Source organism: Candidatus Nanosynbacter sp. HMT-352 (genome assembly GCF_021222645.1).
In the GTDB taxonomy this organism is placed as follows: Bacteria; Patescibacteriota; Saccharimonadia; order Saccharimonadales; family Saccharimonadaceae; genus Nanosynbacter.
Window position 1 is genome coordinate 283882 of the sequence record NZ_CP089520.1, and the last position, 15417, is coordinate 299298.

Genomic DNA, 15417 nt, shown 5'->3' on the forward strand with positions numbered 1-15417 from the left:
TTTAGTATACTATGAAAATACTCCGCCTGCATGTGAAACGGAGTATTTTGTGATAGTCTTTTCTGTACTAACGCTTAGAGAATTGTTCACGCTTACGAGCAGAACGAAGACCGTATTTCTTGCGCTCTTTCTCACGTGGATCACGCTTCAATAGTTCAGCCTTCTTCAGAACTGGACGCAGATCAGCATGAGCAGCTGTCAAAGCCTTTGCAATACCAAGTTTGATAGCATCAACTTGACCAGCTAAGCCGCCACCTTTAACTAGGATAGTAACGTCGTATTCCTTTTGCTTGCTGACAATTGCAAGTGGGTCGGTTACTTCTGCTAGTAAGGTTTTGTTGCCGTCTAGGTACTCAGCAGCAGGCTTGCCATTGATTGTAATGGTGCCTTTGCCAGGAAGTATGCGAACGCTTGCTGAAGCACTCTTGCGTCGTCCTAGGCCGTAGAAATAAGTATCAGCAGCCATATTACTTTACCTCAACTTTCTCTGGTGTTTGTGCTGTGTGAGCGTGGTCGCTGCCAGCAAAAATGCGTAGGCGCTTTAGGCGCTCTGCTTGCAATTTGTTCTTTGGCAACATACCTTTAACAGCTTCTTCAATAATTCGCTCTGGGTGGCGTTCGCGCATTTCTTTGAATTGTGTTTCCTTAATTCCACCTGGGAAACCACTGTGGCGATAGTAATATTTATCAGTTTCCTTGTATCCAGTAACGACTGTCTGCGCAGCATTGATAACAACTACGTAGTCGCCACCGTCAATATGAGGAGTGTAAGTTGGCTTGTATTTACCAGTCAAATGCTTAGCAATTTCTGTAGCCAAACGTCCAAGTGGTAATTCGCTAGCGTCAAACAATACCCAACGGCGAGAAACTTCAGATGGTTTTTGTGAATAAGTCTTCATCTTATTTTCCTTCCTTTGGCATTGGTTTAATATCGTCAACAAACTCGATGATTGCCATTTGAGCGCCGTCGCCGACTCGCAAACGTGTTCGTTCAACGCGAACGTGTCCGCTAGTTCGGCCACTTAGCTGTGGCGCGATTTCATCAACTAGTTTGTAAGCAGCAGCACGTGTGCTTAATGCCGCGATCACCTGACGTCGGCTTGCTAGGTCACCCTTCTTAGCCTTGGTGATGATTTTTTCAATGTGGCGCTTTAGTTCCTTAGCCTTTGGTAAGGTAGTCTCGATTTTGCCGTGCTCAACCAAGCTGGTAGCCAAACCCTTAAGCAAGGCTCGTCGCTGATCACGTTCGCGGCCGAACTTGCGCCCTTGATATCCGTGTCTATGCATAGTTAAAACTCCAACTCCGCCATCTTGTCACGTACTTCGTCTAGCGCTTTTGAACCAAAGCCCTTCAATTCTCGCAAATCTTGCTCGGTCAAAGTTACTAAGTCGCGAATAGTGCGGATTTCATTGTTAATTAGCGCGTTCGTCGTACGGGCGCTTAGGTTTAATTCTTCAATTGGCATTGCCAACTCTGACTCTTCGTCTTCCTTAGCTGCACCAAGTGCTGGCGCACCAGTTACCATCGTATTGCCAGCCAAAGCTGTGTATTGGTTGACGAGAATCGCTGCTGCTTCTTCGAACGCCTCACGAGGTGTGATTGTGCCGTTGGTTTCAATAGTGATTGCCAATTTGTCCAAGTTTGTCTCCTGGCCAACACGAGTTGAGTCGACTTTGTAGCGAACGCGTAGAACTGGTGAGTACATTGCATCAATAGCAATCATGTCGCTGTGCAAACGCTTTTCGCTTGACTCTTCAATTGTCTGGTAACCGCAGCCTGCCTCAACTACCAAATCCATAACCAAATGCTTGTTTGGGTCGTCGATTGTAGCAATTACTTGCTCTGGGTTGACAACTTCAACATCAGCATTAGTTTTAATGTCGGCGGCAGTTACTTCGCCAGCGCCAGATTTCTCAATGCGCAGTTCAACTGGATCATCAGTAAATACGCGTAGGTGAACGTTCTTCAAGTTCAACATAATGTCGACAACATCTTCTTTGATGCCTTCAACAGTAGTAAACTCGTGAGTTGCGCCCTCAATCCTGAAAGCTACAACTGCGCCACCGCGAACGCTTGACAATAGAACGCGTCGCAATGAGTTGCCAAGAGTATTACCGTAGCCTGGGTGAAGTGGCTCGATTAGAAAAGTAGCACTGGTTTCTGAAATATCATCAACGCTCGCGAGTGCTGGATTGTAAATTGCTTTTGCCATAATTCTTCCCTAACCCTTCTTTTATCGTGAGTAATACTCAACAATTAATTGCTCGTTGATGTCAGCTTCTGCTTCCTCGCGCTTTGGCAAACCAGTTACTTCAATCTTCAGCTTCTTGCTATCAGCTTTTAGCCAACTTAGTGGACCTTGGACTGAATTGTTGATTACATCGTCAATTCGTGTAAAGTACTCTGACTTGGTACTCTTTGGACGAACCGTGATGACATCGCCAGCTTTAACACGAATCGATGGAATATCGACGCGTCGGCCGTTCAATTCAAAATGTCCGTGGCTAACTAGTTGACGAGCTGCGCGGCGTGATACGGCAAATCCAGAACGATAAACAACGTTATCCAAACGGCGCTCTAATAGCTTCAACAAGTTTTCGCCCGCCAAGCCTTCTTGAGCGCGTGTTGCCTCGTCCATCAAGCGAGCAAACTGCTTCTCAACTAGACCGTACAAGCGACGAACCTTCTGCTTTTCACGAAGCTGTGTAGCGTATAGACTTGGCTTATTCTGACGACCATGTGCGTGCTGACCTGGAATACCAGATTTTTTCGCCAAAATTTTATGTGCTTTTGGATGAAGCGCATAACCTTCGCGGCGGCTTTGCTTGACAATTGGTGAATTATCTCGTGCCATAATTATGCCCTCCGTGCCTTTCGTGGACGAACACCACCGTGAGGCACGCCAGTTACGTCCTTAATGCTTTCTACTGAGATGTCGAATGCGCTGACCGCACGAATAGCGGCGTCACGACCCAAGCCGACACCTTTCACGAAAACGTCAACAGACTTCAAGCCGTATTGAGATTTCGCAGCTTCAGCAGCTTTTTCAGCAGCAACCTGTGAAGCGTAGGCTGTACCTTTTTTACTTCCACGGAAACCACATGCACCAGCTGATGAAGCAGTTAGCACGTTACCCTTCTTGTCGGAAAAAGTAACGATAGTATTGTTAAATGTTGCCTGAATGTGCAGCTGACCAGCTGGGACTGATCGGCGCTGCTTCTTCTTGGTAGATTTTGCGTCTGCCATTTCTTAGTCCTTTCTTTAGGTCTTACTTGCTGCTTTTGGTTGTGTACCGCCCACGGCGATGGCGCGACCCTTGCGAGTTCGTGCATTCGTACGAGTCCGCTGTCCGCGTGTTGGCAGTCCTGCTTTGTGGCGAAGACCGCGATAGGCGTTGATATCCTTCAAGCGCTTAATATTGTTTGTCACCAAGCGCTGGAGATCACCTTCAACGGTGTATTCGCTGTCAATAATTTCGCGAATCTTGTTTTCTTCAGCCTCGGTGAGATCTTTCACCCGAGTGGTCGGCTCAATTTTAGCCGCCGCAAGGATGCTCGAAGCGTGTTTTGGCCCAATACCGTAAATATAGGTGAGCGCAATTTGCACCTGCTTCTCTGTTGGGATAACTACCCCAGCAATTCGAGCCATGCTTAACCCTGCCTTTGCTTGTTCTTAGGTTTTTTCTTGTTGATGATATATAGTCGGCCTTTGCGGCGAACAAACTTATCATCGGGACTGATTTTTTTCACACCTGCACGAACTTTCATAAAGTGCTTAAATCTCCCTTCCCGAGTAAACCCGAGATTACCGTTAATATTTAACTACCGACCTTGAGGTCGATCGTCACGTAGGCGGAAGCTGATTCGTCCCTTTGTAAGATCGTAAGGGGTCATCTCAACCTCAACCTTATCACCAGGCACCAGACGGATATAATGCTTGCGCATTCGTCCTGAAATGTGCGCGATGATACTATGGCCATTCTCCAGTTCTACCTTAAATTGAGTATTAGGCAGTGCTTCCACTACCTTTCCTACCATTTTGATGACTTCCTTTTGACTCGCCATAAGTTACAGTTGTCAATTATACAGTACTAGATACAGTTTGACAAGGGGTTTTCGCTGTAAATTTGCGTGCTATAATTGAGTCATCAAATTTAACATAAGGATTTTTATGGCAAGCAAGAAAAAACCAGCAAACTTTAAGGTCACAAAATCGAAGAATGAGATAATGGCCGCGGTGCTGATTAGTCTGGTGACTGCTTTTATAGTGATAGTTATTGGCGTAATTTTACTACACGCCAACCAAACTTCCGACAAGACATCTCAGACGGCAGAAAAGGTTGATAATGGATCTGTGAACTTGGGATCTCTGGGCTTCCGAGTTGAAGGAGGTAAAGCGGTTATTCGCAACGATTCAGCCACACAAGAGCTTCGCGATTTTCTGAAAGCAGACGTAAAAAAGTCGGGCTGTAAGGATAACAACGGCGTAACTGCGGTAATTGCCCATTCCCAGGATGAGAAACAGTTGTTATTGGGCTATGGTTGCGGCAATTCTGCGGCACGAATGTTTGCAGTTAAGCAAGATGGCGGATGGAAAGCGATTTCCCCAACCAATCAATTTAACCTATTTGAAATTCCGAGCTGTAAGATGGTTGATGAAAATAACATTAGTAATGAAATTGCGCCAGTCTGCCAAAATGAGAAAAAAATTGGCGACAATTTATCTTACGATTACAAAATACGATAATCCATTCACAAAAAGAATTCCCCGCTTTCTGGCGGGGAATTTTAATGTCAATTATTTTTTCTTAAACAAACGGCGTTTCTTACTCTTCTTTTTGTCGCTATCAAGCAGCTCGTCTGGATCAAAGTCATCATATGTAACCATCAGCGCACGAGAGTTGACTTGTCGCAGAGTTTCAAGGGCAACTGATACGATAATCAAGATTCCCGTACCGCCGATTGATAAACGCAAACCTTGCAGGCCTGTTAAATTGTACGTGAGATATTCCGCGACAAATGGCAAAATAGCCACGATTCCTAGGACAATTGAGCCGAACAAAATCAAGCGATTGACGGTTCTCATAAGGTATTTTTCAGTCTGAGCACCCGGACGTACACCTTCAATAAATCCGCCCTGCTTCTGCAAATTTTCGGCAATTTCATTAGCGTTAAAGACGATTCCAGTGTAAAAATATGTAAAGGCGATAACCAAGATAAAGTATAGCGTTGGGTAAATAAACGCTTCAGCGGTGTTTCCTGTAAACGAACCTGCGTTTGGAGCTTGGAACCAAGTGATCAATTTGTTGGCGGTCGGCAAAAGATCGGCGTTACCAGACGCTTTCATAACTTGACCGACGAATTGCGGCAAGCTCAGGAACGCAACCGCGAAGATGACTGGAATAACTCCCGCCGCAATCAGCTTAACTGGCAAAATGCTCTTTACGTCACCGTAATTACTGTTTCCGTGAACGCGCTTTGCGTAGTTAATCGTAATGACACGTTGAGCTTCGTTGATTTTAACTAGGAAGTAAAGGACGATGAGTCCGGCGATTGACATGATTAATATCGTCCAGAACATAACTGGGTTTACAGGGAGAGTGAACCAGTTGAAGACATTTAAGCTGCCAGATGAAGTGTTGAACAATGATGAGATTAATGACGCGAGCATTTGTGGCAATTGGCTAATGATACCAGCGAAGATTACGATAGAAATACCGTTGCCGATTCCTTGCTCAGTAATCAACTCACCGAGCCACATCAGAAGAACAGATCCTGCCGTCATTGAAGTGATTGAAACAATCCATTCCATCATCGTAGGGTCGGCCAATGTCGTACTGCCGCCTTGAAGAACTGTTTGCCTTAAGATAAAGATGAAAGCGATTGACTGGACAATAGCAAGCGGCACGGTAATAACACGCGTCCATTGCTGAATTTTTCGACGTCCAGATTCACCATCTTTGTGTAGTTCCTCAAGCTTTGGAATGGCTTTGGTCAGAAGCTGAATGATAATACTAGCGGTAATAAATGGACTAAGTCCAACCAATACCAGAGAGAAGCTCGACAACGCGCCACCAGATAGCAAGTTCAAAATTCCACCAAGGTCAGATTGCCCAAGCACCGACGAAATTGCATTACGTAGTTGCGTTGGTTCCGCCAACGGCACTGGAATGTGCGCCAATAATCGATAGACAACGATTATTCCCACGACGATAAATAGTCGTTTTTGCATATCTTTATTTTTCAGCGAGCGGAAAATTATTCTCCAATTCATGTCTTAGCCCCTCATAGTCACTAACAATTCTTAACTCTGTTAATTATACATTACCTTAGCGGATATTTCCATACTAAAAACATAAAAGCGTATGCGTTATTAATAAAGCCACGGCTTTAGAGTAAAAGAAAACCCCCTTCTCTATCGAAGGAGGTTTATCATTGACGAGAAAAATTATTTCTCTTCAGCTTCTTTCGCACTTTGGCGTAGAGGTGTAGCTACTTTCTCAAATGAGCCACCAGCTTTTTCGATAGCGGCAACAACTGAAGCTGAGGCAGCTTGTACTTTCAAGTCAACCTTAGCCTTCAATTCACCACGAGCAATCACCTTAACCGTATGGAATGGAGTTGCAATGTAGCCTTCAGTGAACAACAAAGCATTGTCGACAGTTTTGCCGTCAAATGCGTTCAAATGATCCATGTACACAACTTGAGCTGGAGTTCGCAAACTCTTAAATCCGCGAGCCTTTGGTATAGCTTGAGCCAACGGACGCTGACCACCTTGGAACATCGCGCGGAGCTTCTTACCTGTTCGAGCATTCTGACCTTTAGTACCGCGACCAGCAGTTTTACCTTGACCGGCAGCAATACCGCGACCAACACGTTTTTTATTCCTGTTTGCTGAAACTTGGAGATCATTGTACTTCATTATTTAGCCTCCTTTTTAGCAACCTTTTTTACAGGCTGAGCGCTTAGCCATTGATCGCGTGGAACTAATGACTTTAGAGCTTCAATAGTCGCGTAAGCAATGTTAACCTTGTTGGTTGAGCCAAGAGATTTAGTCAATAGGTTGCGAATTCCTGTTACACCGATAATTTGACGAACTACACCACCAGCGATAATACCGGTACCAGGAGCGGCAGGTTTGATCAATACGCGTGCGCCAGAGAATTTAACTTCGCTGTCGTGCGGAATTGTTTCGCCGTTTAATGGCAATGTAATCAAGTGCTTTTTAGCGACTGATGTAGCCTTAGCGACTGCAGCTTGAACGTCTGCACCCTTAGCAACACCGACACCAACTTTATCTTTGCGGTTGCCAACAACCACCAAAGCCTTAAATCGGAAACGGCGACCACCTTTAACCACGCGAGAAACGCGGTCAATGTTGATTACCAATTCCTCAAACTCTTTTGGTGCGTCATCGCGCACATTTCGCCGGTCATCGCGGCGACCACCACGTGGATTTCGAGGTCGACGACCTTCTGCACGTGGGGTAGTATTTGCAGCTTGCTCTGCCATACTAAAACTCCAATCCTTCTTGGCGCGCAGCATCAGCCAAAGCCTTTAGGCGGCCAGCGTATTGACGACCATTGCGGTCAAACACTACTGCGCTAATCTTAATTTTCTTTGCTTTCTTAGCAATTTCAGCACCAATAGCAGCACTTTTTTCAGTCATCGTGCCAGTTGCTTTTGTACCAACCGTAGTTGCTGCAGCTAACGTCTTGCCAGCTACATCATCAATCAACTGTGCGCTAACGTGCAAATTGCTAATAGTAACTGTCAAGCGTGGGCGCTCTGCCGTACCTGAAACCTTAGCGCGAACGCGGTTTTTGCGAAGAGCGCGGTTGAGTAGCTTCTTATTTTCAGCCATGATTACTTACCTGTCTTTCCTGCTTTACGCAAAATCTGCTCGTCGACATACTTGATACCCTTGCCCTTGTATGGTTCAGGCTTCTTCAATGCGCGGATTTCCGCTGCAACTTGGCCGACTTGTTGTTTATTGATACCGCTAACAACGATAATCATTTTTTCGTTGGTAACAGTTACGCCTTCTGGGGCTTTGTATTTGACTGGATGTGAAAATCCAAGCGCCATTTCTAGCTCATTATTGCTTGAGCTAACACGGAAACCGACACCGTTAACCTCTAGGCGTTTTTCATAACCCTTGGTAACGCCGATTACCATGTTGTTAATTAGCGCGCGCATCAGACCATGCTGACTACGAGCTACTTTAGACTCGTCCTTAGGATGTACCGTGACTTGTCCGTCTTCGACTTTCACCTCAACTGCTGGCGTGATGAATTGTTTCAATTCACCTTTTGGCCCTTTAACGACCACATCACCAGAGTCAACCGTGATTGTCACACCGGCCGGAATAATCACCGGCAGTTTTCCGATTCGACTCAGACTCATTACTCACCTTTCGTGTGATTTGATATTAACCCTGATATTTTAACATAGATTAGAGATAAAATGCAACATTTTCTAGCTAATAGTTAATTTCATATGCATCAATCTCAATTAAATCTATCATTTTCCGTATTCGCGTGTCGTCTGCCATCTCCAGCCAGCCCCTACCACCAACAACACAGCCGCCAAGAATTGAATTCAACGTATCCCTACCCAGCAACACTTGTTCGTAATTATGCGAACATTTAATGAAATTTATAAACTATGCTATACTAGTAGTACTTTTAGAAAGGAGGAGCCTTCGATGGAAAGTAAATTTACTGGCTCATTATTAGAACTCATTATCGTTAACATTGCAGCTGGGCTTGTCTCAGCATTCTCTCTAGGTCTTCTAATTCCTTGGGCTACCTGTTATCGCTATCGCTATCTTGCATCCCACACAATTATTGATGGAAATCAACTTCGTTTTGACGGCACTGCCGCTCAATTATGGGGTCAATGGTTCAAATGGCTCTTTTTCATCATTATTACAGTCGGAATCTACGGGTTCTGGGTCGGCCTACGCCTAGAGCAATGGCGCGTCAGCCACACACATATCGTGTAGAAACAAAAAAGCCAGGGTTTCCCTGAAGAGCTTTCATAACGTATTGGGCAAGTAAATACTCGTAAATATGAGCGATTAGCCCGTCGTTATCGGCTATTTTGTATATGGATGAAATTATCATTGCTTGGTTCGATGATATTATAATACCGTCAAATTAGCAATTTTTCGATATTTATGATAATTGATACAATCATACTACCACCATTCTTTAACACCCTATAGACTTCCGAAATCGCTTGCTTTACATTAAAAAAACGATGAATTATATGTTCTTAATGATATATGTAAATCACCCCTTAGTTAAATTATAATATACAAAAAGCAGTAGAATTAGTATCATCACGTCCAAACAAAGCATATTTTGGTGAATATTTGCCACCTTTATAATTGACTGATGGCTGAAGTTGAATCACTTTAATTCTAATGATAGTAAAAGCTATTCCATCAAGTATTTTTTATATTTTAATTTTCTCTGTTATCCCTATATTTTCGATAAAGTCTTGATCATGAGACACTATCACAATACCTCCTCTATACTGACCTAGCGCCAGTTCCAAAGCTTCAATCGTAAGAATATCAAGGTTATTCGTCGGCTCATCCAGGACGATAAGATCAGGAGAGTTCGTTGACATAGCAGCAAGCAAAACTTTAGCCCGTTCGCCACCGCTGAGATCTATTGCTTTTGTCGAAGAGATTGTTCGTTTATCCAGACCAAAACGAATTAATATATTGATCGCGTCGTGTAGTTCAAGTTTTGGCGATAAATACCGCAAATTGTCCAAAGGCGAGCTGTCTTTAAGCGGCAATGACTGCGACTGATTCATATATATTATTTTTGCATTTTCGCCTTTTTTTATTTCTCCGCGATGATACTCGGGTGTATTATATCCCATAATAAAGTTGAGGAGCGAAGATTTTCCTGAACCATTATCTCCCTGGATCAATATTTTATCACCAGGACGTACGTTAAAAGTAACGGGTCCTATCATCTTCTCTCTATCATGTGAAATACTTAGCGATTGCACAGAAATAAGGCTATGCTTCTTAGACGATACTTCATCGAAAGCAAACTTAATAGCAATTTCATCCTCCACTCTCTCAGGTTCATTCAATTGTCGCAGGCGAGACTCCACGCCTCCAGCCGCCCCTGCAATATTTGAAGATGCGCGCTCTTTACGAAAATTATCATTTAACTTATCACTATCCGATTTTTTGTGGCTAGCTTTGGCCGAATTCGCACGAATTCTCGCATCCCGCGCAACACGATATAGTCGCTTTTTCTCCTTTTCATATCGCTCATAGCGGTCGGTCATTGCTTGACGAGCTTCACGTCTTGCTTCAATATATTCATCGTAACCAAGATTGTACTTATTCACACCCTTGCCGCCAGTCAATTCTATAATCCGTTCCGTAGTGTTACGTAAGAAATGCCGATCATGAGACACGATCAAAAATGAAGCTGGCGAATTGTCGATAAAATCTTCAAGCAAAATTACTCCGCTGTCATCAAGATTATTAGTTGGCTCATCGAGCAAAATTAGATCATAACGAGACGCAAAAACTGCCGCCAAAGCTATCCGTGTGCGTTGTCCCCCAGAAAATGTATTCAGACATCTATCCGGATCAATGTCACCCAGATCTGCTCGTGATAAAGCCTTTTTAATCGTCGTGTCAAAATTTGCTACTTCGAATTTTTCATACCTCTCCAGAGCTTCGCCATAAATTAAGAGCGTCTTTTCACTAGCCTCTTGAGTTAACCTCTCACACTGATAATCAAATTCTTCTCTAGCCGACTTAACACCGGTCACCTCTTCTATAAAATCATAAACTGTCTTATCAAGCCATTTATTCAGGTTTTGCGGTAAAATACCTATCTCCTCACCACTCGAAATAATATCACCTGATGTAGGCTGGATATCTCCGTTTATTATTTTTAATAAAGTAGTTTTTCCAGCACCATTCGGACCAACTAGTCCAATCTTATCTCCGGCGTTAATAGCAAAACTTACATCACTAAACAATTCTCGACTATTAGTTTCATAAGACACATCCTTAAGGTCGATCATATAACTATTATACTATCTCTGTATAGATAGATATAAAAAATAAACGCCCTGCAATGAGGACGTTTATTTGATTTGCGTGAGGCTTAGTAAACCTTCAACAACAATTCGCCACCAAGTTTAGCCTTAGCTGCTTCAGCGCCAGTCATGACACCTTTTGATGTTGAGATAAGTACCAAACCACGACCGCTTTTCACCTTTGGAATCTCTGCCGAGCCGACGTAAACGCGACGACCAGGTTTTGAGATGCGGGTAATTTCGTTGATAGTGCTGTTAGTTCCTTTTTCATTGATAGTAACTACCAACACGCCACGAGGCTTAGCATCTTCCAGCTTGACATCTACCAAGTAGCCGTTTTTGACTAATTGTTCAGCGATAACTTTCTTCATCTTGCTGGACGGAACACGAACTTCCGTTTTGCCAACCAATTTCGCATTGCGGATGCGAGTCAGAAGGTCGGCGATTGGGTCTGTAGTTTGCATAGACATATTCTAATCTCCTTTCCTTCTTACCAACTACTCTTTGTTATGCCTGGGATTTCACCCTTGGCTGCTTTTTCGCGGAAATTGATACGGCTCAAGCCGAATTGACGCATGTAGCCGCGTGGGCGACCAGAAATGTTATCACGGTTCTTGTGCCTGGTTGGGCTAGAATTGCGAGGCAATTTTTGCAAACCATCGAGGTCGCCAAGTTCTTTCAACTCAGCACGCTTCGCTGCAAACTTGGCAATCATCTTCATACGCTTCTTATCACGAGCGACCATTGATTTCTTAGCCATTACTTGATGCCTCCTTTCTTCTCAAACGGCATGCCGAATTTTTCTAGCAATGCCTTAGAAGCTTCTTTGTTGCCGTTTTTGATAACGAATGTAATCTGCAATCCGTGCAAAACCTGAGTTTCCTCGAATGTCAATTCTGGGAAAATTGATTGTTCGGTGATGCCTAGATTGTAATTGCCACCTTTATCAAACTTCAAGCCAACGCCGTGGAAGTCACGAACACGAGGCAAAGCAACGTTAATCAAACGATCCATGAACTCGTACATACGAGCGCCGCGCAAAGTTACGCTAACACCAATTGGCGCACCCATACCTTTACGAATGCTAAATGTCGCGATTGATTTTTTGGCTTGTCGAGCCACTGGTGCTTGACCGGTAATTTTCTCGACAGTGTTTTTAACAATTTCAAAATGACGCTTGTCATCTTTCTTTTTGCCGGTACCAACGCTCACGACGATCTTTTCCAAAGCTGGCACTTCATGCACGTTCTTTAGATTCAATTCGGCTTGTAGTTCCTTAAGGTAAGTTCCTTGATACAAGGCTTTCAAGCGAGGAGCTGGCACGACAGTTTTCTTTTCTGCCATTATTTAATCTCCTTATTTTTTACCTGGCGAGCAACACGAGTTTTGCCGCCGTCAGCATTCTTTACTAAACCAACCCGACTGGTTTTGCCTGATTTCTCATCAACAACCAAAGCGACTTTACTGATATCCATTGGTACGTGAATATCTTTTTTGCCGCCTTTTGGATTGTACTGGCTTGGCTTAACGTGGCGATGTCCAACGCCAACACCTTCGACCAAAACAGTTTGATCTTTTGTGTTAACTTTTAGAACTTTACCAGTTGTGCCTTTATTTTTACCAGCAATAATTTTTACGATATCGTCTTTATGAATTCGAGCCATTAGAGTACCTCCGGAGCTAAGCTGACGATCTTCATGTAGCCCATATCGCGAAGTTCGCGTGGAACTGGACCGAAGACACGAGTAGCTTTTGGCTGCTTGTCATCGTTGATAATCACTACGGCGTTGTCGTCAAAACAGATTGTTGAGCCATCTTTGCGATGAATTTGATCGCGAGTACGAACAACTACAGCCTTAACAACAGATTTTTTCTTAACGTTACCGGTTGGGCTAGCGTCTTTTACTGAGCAGACGATTACGTCGCCAACGCGAGCGTAACGGCGTCGTGTACCGCCAAGAACGCGGATACACAAAACTTCCCTAGCGCCTGAGTTGTCGGCTACCTTAAGGCGAGATTCTTGTTGGATCATTTGTCGTCCTCCTTAGCCTCTTCCTTAGTTTCGCCAGAAACTTCGTCCTTTAGTTTGATAGAACCGCGAGACTTTTCAATCACCTTAACTAGAGTGAAGCTCTTAGTCTTGGAAATTGGGCGAGTCTCTTCGATCTGCACCTTGTCGCCTTCACCTGCTTCGTTGGTTTCATCGTGAGCAGTGTATTTGCGAGTCACGGTGTACTGCTTGCCGTATAGCGGATGCGTTTCGCGGCTAGTGACCGTCACGGTGATGGTCTTGTCGCGCTTGGCACTCGTTACGACGCCAATCAATGTTCGTCGGGCCATTACTTGCTCTCCTTTGTGTTATTAATTTGTGTCAGCAGGCGTGCAATTTCCTTTCGGAGTGAACGCAACGCTTTTGGATTAACTAATTCGCCAGCAGCGTGAGAACGTTTTGCCTGAAGTAGGTCGTTTCGCTTTTCAGCCAATTCCTTCTTCAAGTCGTCAATCGTCTTAACAACTGCCGCTTTAACAGATTTCTTCGTTTCAGTCATTATGCGTCCTCCCGCTTGATGAACTTACATTTGACTGGCAATTTGTGGCTAGCCAGACGCATTGCTTCGCGAGCGACTTCCTCTGAAACACCCTGCATCTCAAACAGAACAGTACCAGCCTTTACCTTAGCAACGAAGAATTCTGGGTTACCTTTACCGCCACCCATCTTCAAGCCAAGTGGCTTTCGGGTAACTGGAGTGTGAGGGAAGATTCGAATCCAAATCTTACCGCCACGCTTGATGTAACGAGTCATCGCCTGACGAGCAGACTCGATTTGGCGGGAGTTGATGCGCTCATTTGATTGTGATTGCAATGCAAAGTCACCGAACGCTATGTAATTGCCACGAGTTGCTTGACCGCGGTTTTTTCCAATACGCACTTTGCGGTGCTTAGTTTTCTTTGGTAACAGCATTTAGCGACTCCTTTCTCCCTTATAAATCCACACTTTCACGCCAATGATACCAGCTGGTGTCTGAGCGCGAGCACAGTGGAAGTCAATATCAGCGCGCAAGGTGTGTAGAGGCACTGAGCCTTCAATTACCTTTTCGCGACGTGCCATTTCAGCACCGTTCAAACGACCAGCCACCTCAATACGAATACCTTTAGCGCCAGCATTCATGGTGTTTTGTGCGGTCATTTTAGTCGCACGGCGGAAGTTGATTCGGCGTTCCAATTGGCGAGCAATATTCTCAGCTACCAATTTGGCTGCCAATTCTGGACGACGAACTTCTTCGATGTTAATACGAACAGCCTGACCAGCAATCTTCTCAATCTGCTTCTTCAATTCGTTCACGCCAGCACCACCGCGACCGATAACAACACCAGCTTTTGCCGTGTGAATTGTAATCGTGATCAAGTTAGCGCTACGCTCAATCTCAATGCGATTGATAGTTGGGCGTGAGGCAAATTTCTTTTCAATCAACTCGCGGATTTCATGATCCTGACGAATCGCCTCTGCAAACTCTTTCTTATTGGCCGTAAACCAACGAGAGCTCCAGTTCTTATTGACCTGTAGGCGGAAGTTGATTGGATTCACTTTTTGACCCATTTACTTCTCCTCCTTTTTTGCTGCCGGTTTAGCGGCTTTTTTAGCTGCAGGCTTAGCAGTTTTTGCTTCTGCCTTAGCTTCGGCCTTTTTTGCAGGCACTTTCTTTGGCTTTTCCGTGCCAGTTACTTCAACTAAAATATTTGAAGTCTTTTTCTGGAATGGCAAAGCGCGGCCACGTGATGCAGGCTTAAAGCGGCGCAAACGCGTACCAGTAGTAACACTCAAAGTAGTAATTATCAAACTTTTAGCGTCCAAGCCGTGGTTGTTGATGGCGTTTGCCTTAGCGCTTTCGATAGCCTTCTTAACTGGGCTAGCAGCGCGCTTTGGAACGTGCTCTAAGATAACTAGCGCATCAGCTACAGTACGACCTCGCACCAAGGCTGCGACTAGACTTACCTTACGTGGCGCCTGATCGACACCTTTAGCGTAAGCACGGACGGTATAAGTTGTATCAGCCATGATTACTTCTTATCCTTTCCACCATGTTTACGGAATTTACGAGTTGGACTAAACTCACCGAGCTTATGACCAACCATGTTTTCGGTAATCAGCACTGGTACGTGCACCCTACCGTTGTGAACAGCAATCGTTCGACCAACCATTTCTGGGGTGATAGTCGAAGCGCGCGCCCACGTTTTGATAACGGTTCGATCGTCAAGGCTAAGAGCAGCAATTTTCTTTGCTAGCTTTACATCGACGAATGGACCTTTCTTTAATGAACGACTCATCGT

Annotated in this window: 28 protein-coding genes; 2 read left to right on the plus strand and 26 right to left on the minus strand. The window is 44.5% G+C overall.

Translation table 11 applies throughout. The annotated features are described in order from the left end of the window. Positions 1-67: 67 nt before the first annotated feature. From rpsI to infA, 9 genes are read right to left on the minus strand one after another with little or no spacing between them, the layout of a single operon-like run. Positions 68-466 carry a 30S ribosomal protein S9 gene (gene rpsI, locus LR957_RS01495; RefSeq protein WP_232273217.1) on the minus strand — a complete coding sequence of 133 codons (399 nt, stop codon included), beginning with the start codon at positions 464-466 and terminating at the stop codon, positions 68-70. A 1-nt stretch (position 467) separates the two neighbouring features. After that, entirely contained in the window at positions 468-899 is a 432-nt protein-coding gene (gene rplM / locus LR957_RS01500; protein ID WP_129632888.1) for a 50S ribosomal protein L13, read from the minus strand. A gap of 1 nt (position 900) precedes the next feature. Further along, the gene (gene rplQ, locus LR957_RS01505; protein WP_129635136.1) at positions 901-1287 is read right to left on the minus strand and encodes a 50S ribosomal protein L17; all 387 of its coding nucleotides are present in this window, start codon (positions 1285-1287) and stop codon (positions 901-903) included. A gap of 2 nt (positions 1288-1289) precedes the next feature. Continuing rightward, complete coding sequence (locus LR957_RS01510; RefSeq protein WP_232273218.1) at positions 1290-2213, minus strand: DNA-directed RNA polymerase subunit alpha; 924 nt, start codon at positions 2211-2213, stop codon at positions 1290-1292. A 21-nt stretch (positions 2214-2234) separates the two neighbouring features. Then, complete coding sequence (rpsD, locus tag LR957_RS01515) at positions 2235-2855, minus strand: 30S ribosomal protein S4 (protein ID WP_129632896.1); 621 nt, start codon at positions 2853-2855, stop codon at positions 2235-2237. A 2-nt stretch (positions 2856-2857) separates the two neighbouring features. Continuing rightward, positions 2858-3247, minus strand: a complete 390-nt coding sequence (gene rpsK / locus LR957_RS01520; protein ID WP_129745336.1) for a 30S ribosomal protein S11 — start codon at positions 3245-3247, stop codon at positions 2858-2860. Positions 3248-3262: 15 nt separating this feature from the next. Beyond that, on the minus strand, positions 3263-3649 hold the full coding sequence (gene rpsM / locus LR957_RS01525) for a 30S ribosomal protein S13 (RefSeq protein ID WP_039327369.1): 387 nt from the start codon (positions 3647-3649) through the stop codon (positions 3263-3265). A 2-nt stretch (positions 3650-3651) separates the two neighbouring features. Continuing rightward, positions 3652-3768 (minus strand): 50S ribosomal protein L36, encoded by a 117-nt coding sequence (gene rpmJ, locus LR957_RS01530; protein WP_129637195.1) that lies wholly within the window; start codon positions 3766-3768, stop codon positions 3652-3654. Between the two features lie 54 nt (positions 3769-3822). Then, complete coding sequence (gene infA, locus LR957_RS01535; protein ID WP_129635133.1) at positions 3823-4065, minus strand: translation initiation factor IF-1; 243 nt, start codon at positions 4063-4065, stop codon at positions 3823-3825. Between the two features lie 106 nt (positions 4066-4171). Between infA and LR957_RS01540 the strand changes: the two genes are divergently transcribed. Next, positions 4172-4747, plus strand: a complete 576-nt coding sequence (locus LR957_RS01540; RefSeq protein ID WP_232273219.1) for a hypothetical protein — start codon at positions 4172-4174, stop codon at positions 4745-4747. 51 nt (positions 4748-4798) lie between these two features. On the opposite strand, the gene secY is transcribed toward LR957_RS01540, so the two are convergent. The 5 genes from secY to rplF form a co-directional block, all read right to left on the minus strand. After that, positions 4799-6274 carry a preprotein translocase subunit SecY gene (gene secY / locus LR957_RS01545; RefSeq protein WP_232273220.1) on the minus strand — a complete coding sequence of 492 codons (1476 nt, stop codon included), beginning with the start codon at positions 6272-6274 and terminating at the stop codon, positions 4799-4801. 174 nt (positions 6275-6448) lie between these two features. Next, on the minus strand, positions 6449-6922 hold the full coding sequence (gene rplO / locus LR957_RS01550) for a 50S ribosomal protein L15 (RefSeq protein WP_232273221.1): 474 nt from the start codon (positions 6920-6922) through the stop codon (positions 6449-6451). Beyond that, entirely contained in the window at positions 6922-7512 is a 591-nt protein-coding gene (gene rpsE, locus LR957_RS01555) for a 30S ribosomal protein S5 (RefSeq protein WP_129745346.1), read from the minus strand. The genes rplO and rpsE overlap by 1 nt, the downstream gene beginning before the upstream one ends. A 1-nt stretch (position 7513) precedes the next feature. After that, a complete protein-coding gene (gene rplR / locus LR957_RS01560) occupies positions 7514-7864 on the minus strand; it encodes a 50S ribosomal protein L18 (RefSeq protein WP_232273222.1) in 351 nt (116 codons plus the stop codon). A 2-nt stretch (positions 7865-7866) separates the two neighbouring features. Further along, positions 7867-8400, minus strand: a complete 534-nt coding sequence (gene rplF, locus LR957_RS01565) for a 50S ribosomal protein L6 (protein ID WP_129632941.1) — start codon at positions 8398-8400, stop codon at positions 7867-7869. Positions 8401-8707: 307 nt separating this feature from the next. Here rplF and LR957_RS01570 point away from each other — a divergent pair, with 307 nt between their 5' ends. Continuing rightward, positions 8708-9007, plus strand: coding sequence for a DUF898 domain-containing protein (locus LR957_RS01570; RefSeq protein WP_232273224.1), 300 nt, complete (start codon positions 8708-8710; stop codon positions 9005-9007). Positions 9008-9462: 455 nt separating this feature from the next. Here the strand turns inward: LR957_RS01570 and abc-f are convergent, their stop codons facing one another. From abc-f to rpsS, 12 genes are all read right to left on the minus strand, one after another. Then, entirely contained in the window at positions 9463-11073 is a 1611-nt protein-coding gene (abc-f, locus tag LR957_RS01575) for a ribosomal protection-like ABC-F family protein (protein WP_232273225.1), read from the minus strand. Between the two features lie 83 nt (positions 11074-11156). Beyond that, on the minus strand, positions 11157-11558 hold the full coding sequence (gene rpsH, locus LR957_RS01580; protein ID WP_445082935.1) for a 30S ribosomal protein S8: 402 nt from the start codon (positions 11556-11558) through the stop codon (positions 11157-11159). A 20-nt stretch (positions 11559-11578) separates the two neighbouring features. Beyond that, positions 11579-11848: a 30S ribosomal protein S14 gene (rpsN, locus tag LR957_RS01585; protein WP_232273227.1), complete on the minus strand. Its 270-nt coding sequence runs from the start codon at positions 11846-11848 to the stop codon at positions 11579-11581. After that, positions 11848-12432 carry a 50S ribosomal protein L5 gene (rplE, locus tag LR957_RS01590; RefSeq protein ID WP_232273228.1) on the minus strand — a complete coding sequence of 195 codons (585 nt, stop codon included), beginning with the start codon at positions 12430-12432 and terminating at the stop codon, positions 11848-11850. Before rplE ends, rpsN begins: the two co-directional genes overlap by 1 nt. Beyond that, the gene (gene rplX, locus LR957_RS01595; RefSeq protein WP_232273229.1) at positions 12432-12752 is read right to left on the minus strand and encodes a 50S ribosomal protein L24; all 321 of its coding nucleotides are present in this window, start codon (positions 12750-12752) and stop codon (positions 12432-12434) included. The genes rplE and rplX overlap by 1 nt, the downstream gene beginning before the upstream one ends. Next, complete coding sequence (gene rplN / locus LR957_RS01600; protein ID WP_129630950.1) at positions 12752-13120, minus strand: 50S ribosomal protein L14; 369 nt, start codon at positions 13118-13120, stop codon at positions 12752-12754. The genes rplX and rplN overlap by 1 nt, the downstream gene beginning before the upstream one ends. After that, positions 13117-13428 (minus strand): 30S ribosomal protein S17, encoded by a 312-nt coding sequence (gene rpsQ / locus LR957_RS01605; protein WP_129630953.1) that lies wholly within the window; start codon positions 13426-13428, stop codon positions 13117-13119. Before rpsQ ends, rplN begins: the two co-directional genes overlap by 4 nt. After that, positions 13428-13637 (minus strand): 50S ribosomal protein L29, encoded by a 210-nt coding sequence (gene rpmC, locus LR957_RS01610; RefSeq protein ID WP_232273230.1) that lies wholly within the window; start codon positions 13635-13637, stop codon positions 13428-13430. Before rpmC ends, rpsQ begins: the two co-directional genes overlap by 1 nt. Beyond that, positions 13637-14050 carry a 50S ribosomal protein L16 gene (rplP, locus tag LR957_RS01615; RefSeq protein ID WP_129635102.1) on the minus strand — a complete coding sequence of 138 codons (414 nt, stop codon included), beginning with the start codon at positions 14048-14050 and terminating at the stop codon, positions 13637-13639. The genes rpmC and rplP overlap by 1 nt, the downstream gene beginning before the upstream one ends. Then, entirely contained in the window at positions 14051-14686 is a 636-nt protein-coding gene (gene rpsC, locus LR957_RS01620) for a 30S ribosomal protein S3 (protein WP_129635104.1), read from the minus strand. After that, entirely contained in the window at positions 14687-15145 is a 459-nt protein-coding gene (gene rplV, locus LR957_RS01625; protein ID WP_232273231.1) for a 50S ribosomal protein L22, read from the minus strand. It lies immediately after the preceding gene. Between the two features lie 2 nt (positions 15146-15147). Then, positions 15148-15414, minus strand: coding sequence for a 30S ribosomal protein S19 (gene rpsS, locus LR957_RS01630; protein ID WP_129630968.1), 267 nt, complete (start codon positions 15412-15414; stop codon positions 15148-15150). Positions 15415-15417 lie beyond the last annotated feature (3 nt).

Bases quoted from the DNA above. Each gene is read 5' to 3' on its own strand.
- rpsI (WP_232273217.1), bottom strand. From the start codon at position 466: ATGGCTGCTGATACTTATTTCTACGGCCTAGGACGACGCAAGAGTGCT.
- rplM (WP_129632888.1), bottom strand. From the start codon at position 899: ATGAAGACTTATTCACAAAAACCATCTGAAGTTTCTCGCCGTTGGGTA.
- rplQ (WP_129635136.1), bottom strand. From the start codon at position 1,287: ATGCATAGACACGGATATCAAGGGCGCAAGTTCGGCCGCGAACGTGAT.
- LR957_RS01510 (WP_232273218.1), bottom strand. From the start codon at position 2,213: ATGGCAAAAGCAATTTACAATCCAGCACTCGCGAGCGTTGATGATATT.
- rpsD (WP_129632896.1), bottom strand. From the start codon at position 2,855: ATGGCACGAGATAATTCACCAATTGTCAAGCAAAGCCGCCGCGAAGGT.
- rpsK (WP_129745336.1), bottom strand. From the start codon at position 3,247: ATGGCAGACGCAAAATCTACCAAGAAGAAGCAGCGCCGATCAGTCCCA.
- rpsM (WP_039327369.1), bottom strand. From the start codon at position 3,649: ATGGCTCGAATTGCTGGGGTAGTTATCCCAACAGAGAAGCAGGTGCAA.
- rpmJ (WP_129637195.1), bottom strand. From the start codon at position 3,768: ATGAAAGTTCGTGCAGGTGTGAAAAAAATCAGTCCCGATGATAAGTTT.
- infA (WP_129635133.1), bottom strand. From the start codon at position 4,065: ATGGCGAGTCAAAAGGAAGTCATCAAAATGGTAGGAAAGGTAGTGGAA.
- LR957_RS01540 (WP_232273219.1), top strand. From the start codon at position 4,172: ATGGCAAGCAAGAAAAAACCAGCAAACTTTAAGGTCACAAAATCGAAG.
- secY (WP_232273220.1), bottom strand. From the start codon at position 6,274: ATGAATTGGAGAATAATTTTCCGCTCGCTGAAAAATAAAGATATGCAA.
- rplO (WP_232273221.1), bottom strand. From the start codon at position 6,922: ATGAAGTACAATGATCTCCAAGTTTCAGCAAACAGGAATAAAAAACGT.
- rpsE (WP_129745346.1), bottom strand. From the start codon at position 7,512: ATGGCAGAGCAAGCTGCAAATACTACCCCACGTGCAGAAGGTCGTCGA.
- rplR (WP_232273222.1), bottom strand. From the start codon at position 7,864: ATGGCTGAAAATAAGAAGCTACTCAACCGCGCTCTTCGCAAAAACCGC.
- LR957_RS01570 (WP_232273224.1), top strand. From the start codon at position 8,708: ATGGAAAGTAAATTTACTGGCTCATTATTAGAACTCATTATCGTTAAC.
- abc-f (WP_232273225.1), bottom strand. From the start codon at position 11,073: ATGATCGACCTTAAGGATGTGTCTTATGAAACTAATAGTCGAGAATTG.
- rpsH (WP_445082935.1), bottom strand. From the start codon at position 11,558: ATGTCTATGCAAACTACAGACCCAATCGCCGACCTTCTGACTCGCATC.
- rpsN (WP_232273227.1), bottom strand. From the start codon at position 11,848: ATGGCTAAGAAATCAATGGTCGCTCGTGATAAGAAGCGTATGAAGATG.
- rplE (WP_232273228.1), bottom strand. From the start codon at position 12,432: ATGGCAGAAAAGAAAACTGTCGTGCCAGCTCCTCGCTTGAAAGCCTTG.
- rplX (WP_232273229.1), bottom strand. From the start codon at position 12,752: ATGGCTCGAATTCATAAAGACGATATCGTAAAAATTATTGCTGGTAAA.
- rplN (WP_129630950.1), bottom strand. From the start codon at position 13,120: ATGATCCAACAAGAATCTCGCCTTAAGGTAGCCGACAACTCAGGCGCT.
- rpsQ (WP_129630953.1), bottom strand. From the start codon at position 13,428: ATGGCCCGACGAACATTGATTGGCGTCGTAACGAGTGCCAAGCGCGAC.
- rpmC (WP_232273230.1), bottom strand. From the start codon at position 13,637: ATGACTGAAACGAAGAAATCTGTTAAAGCGGCAGTTGTTAAGACGATT.
- rplP (WP_129635102.1), bottom strand. From the start codon at position 14,050: ATGCTGTTACCAAAGAAAACTAAGCACCGCAAAGTGCGTATTGGAAAA.
- rpsC (WP_129635104.1), bottom strand. From the start codon at position 14,686: ATGGGTCAAAAAGTGAATCCAATCAACTTCCGCCTACAGGTCAATAAG.
- rplV (WP_232273231.1), bottom strand. From the start codon at position 15,145: ATGGCTGATACAACTTATACCGTCCGTGCTTACGCTAAAGGTGTCGAT.
- rpsS (WP_129630968.1), bottom strand. From the start codon at position 15,414: ATGAGTCGTTCATTAAAGAAAGGTCCATTCGTCGATGTAAAGCTAGCA.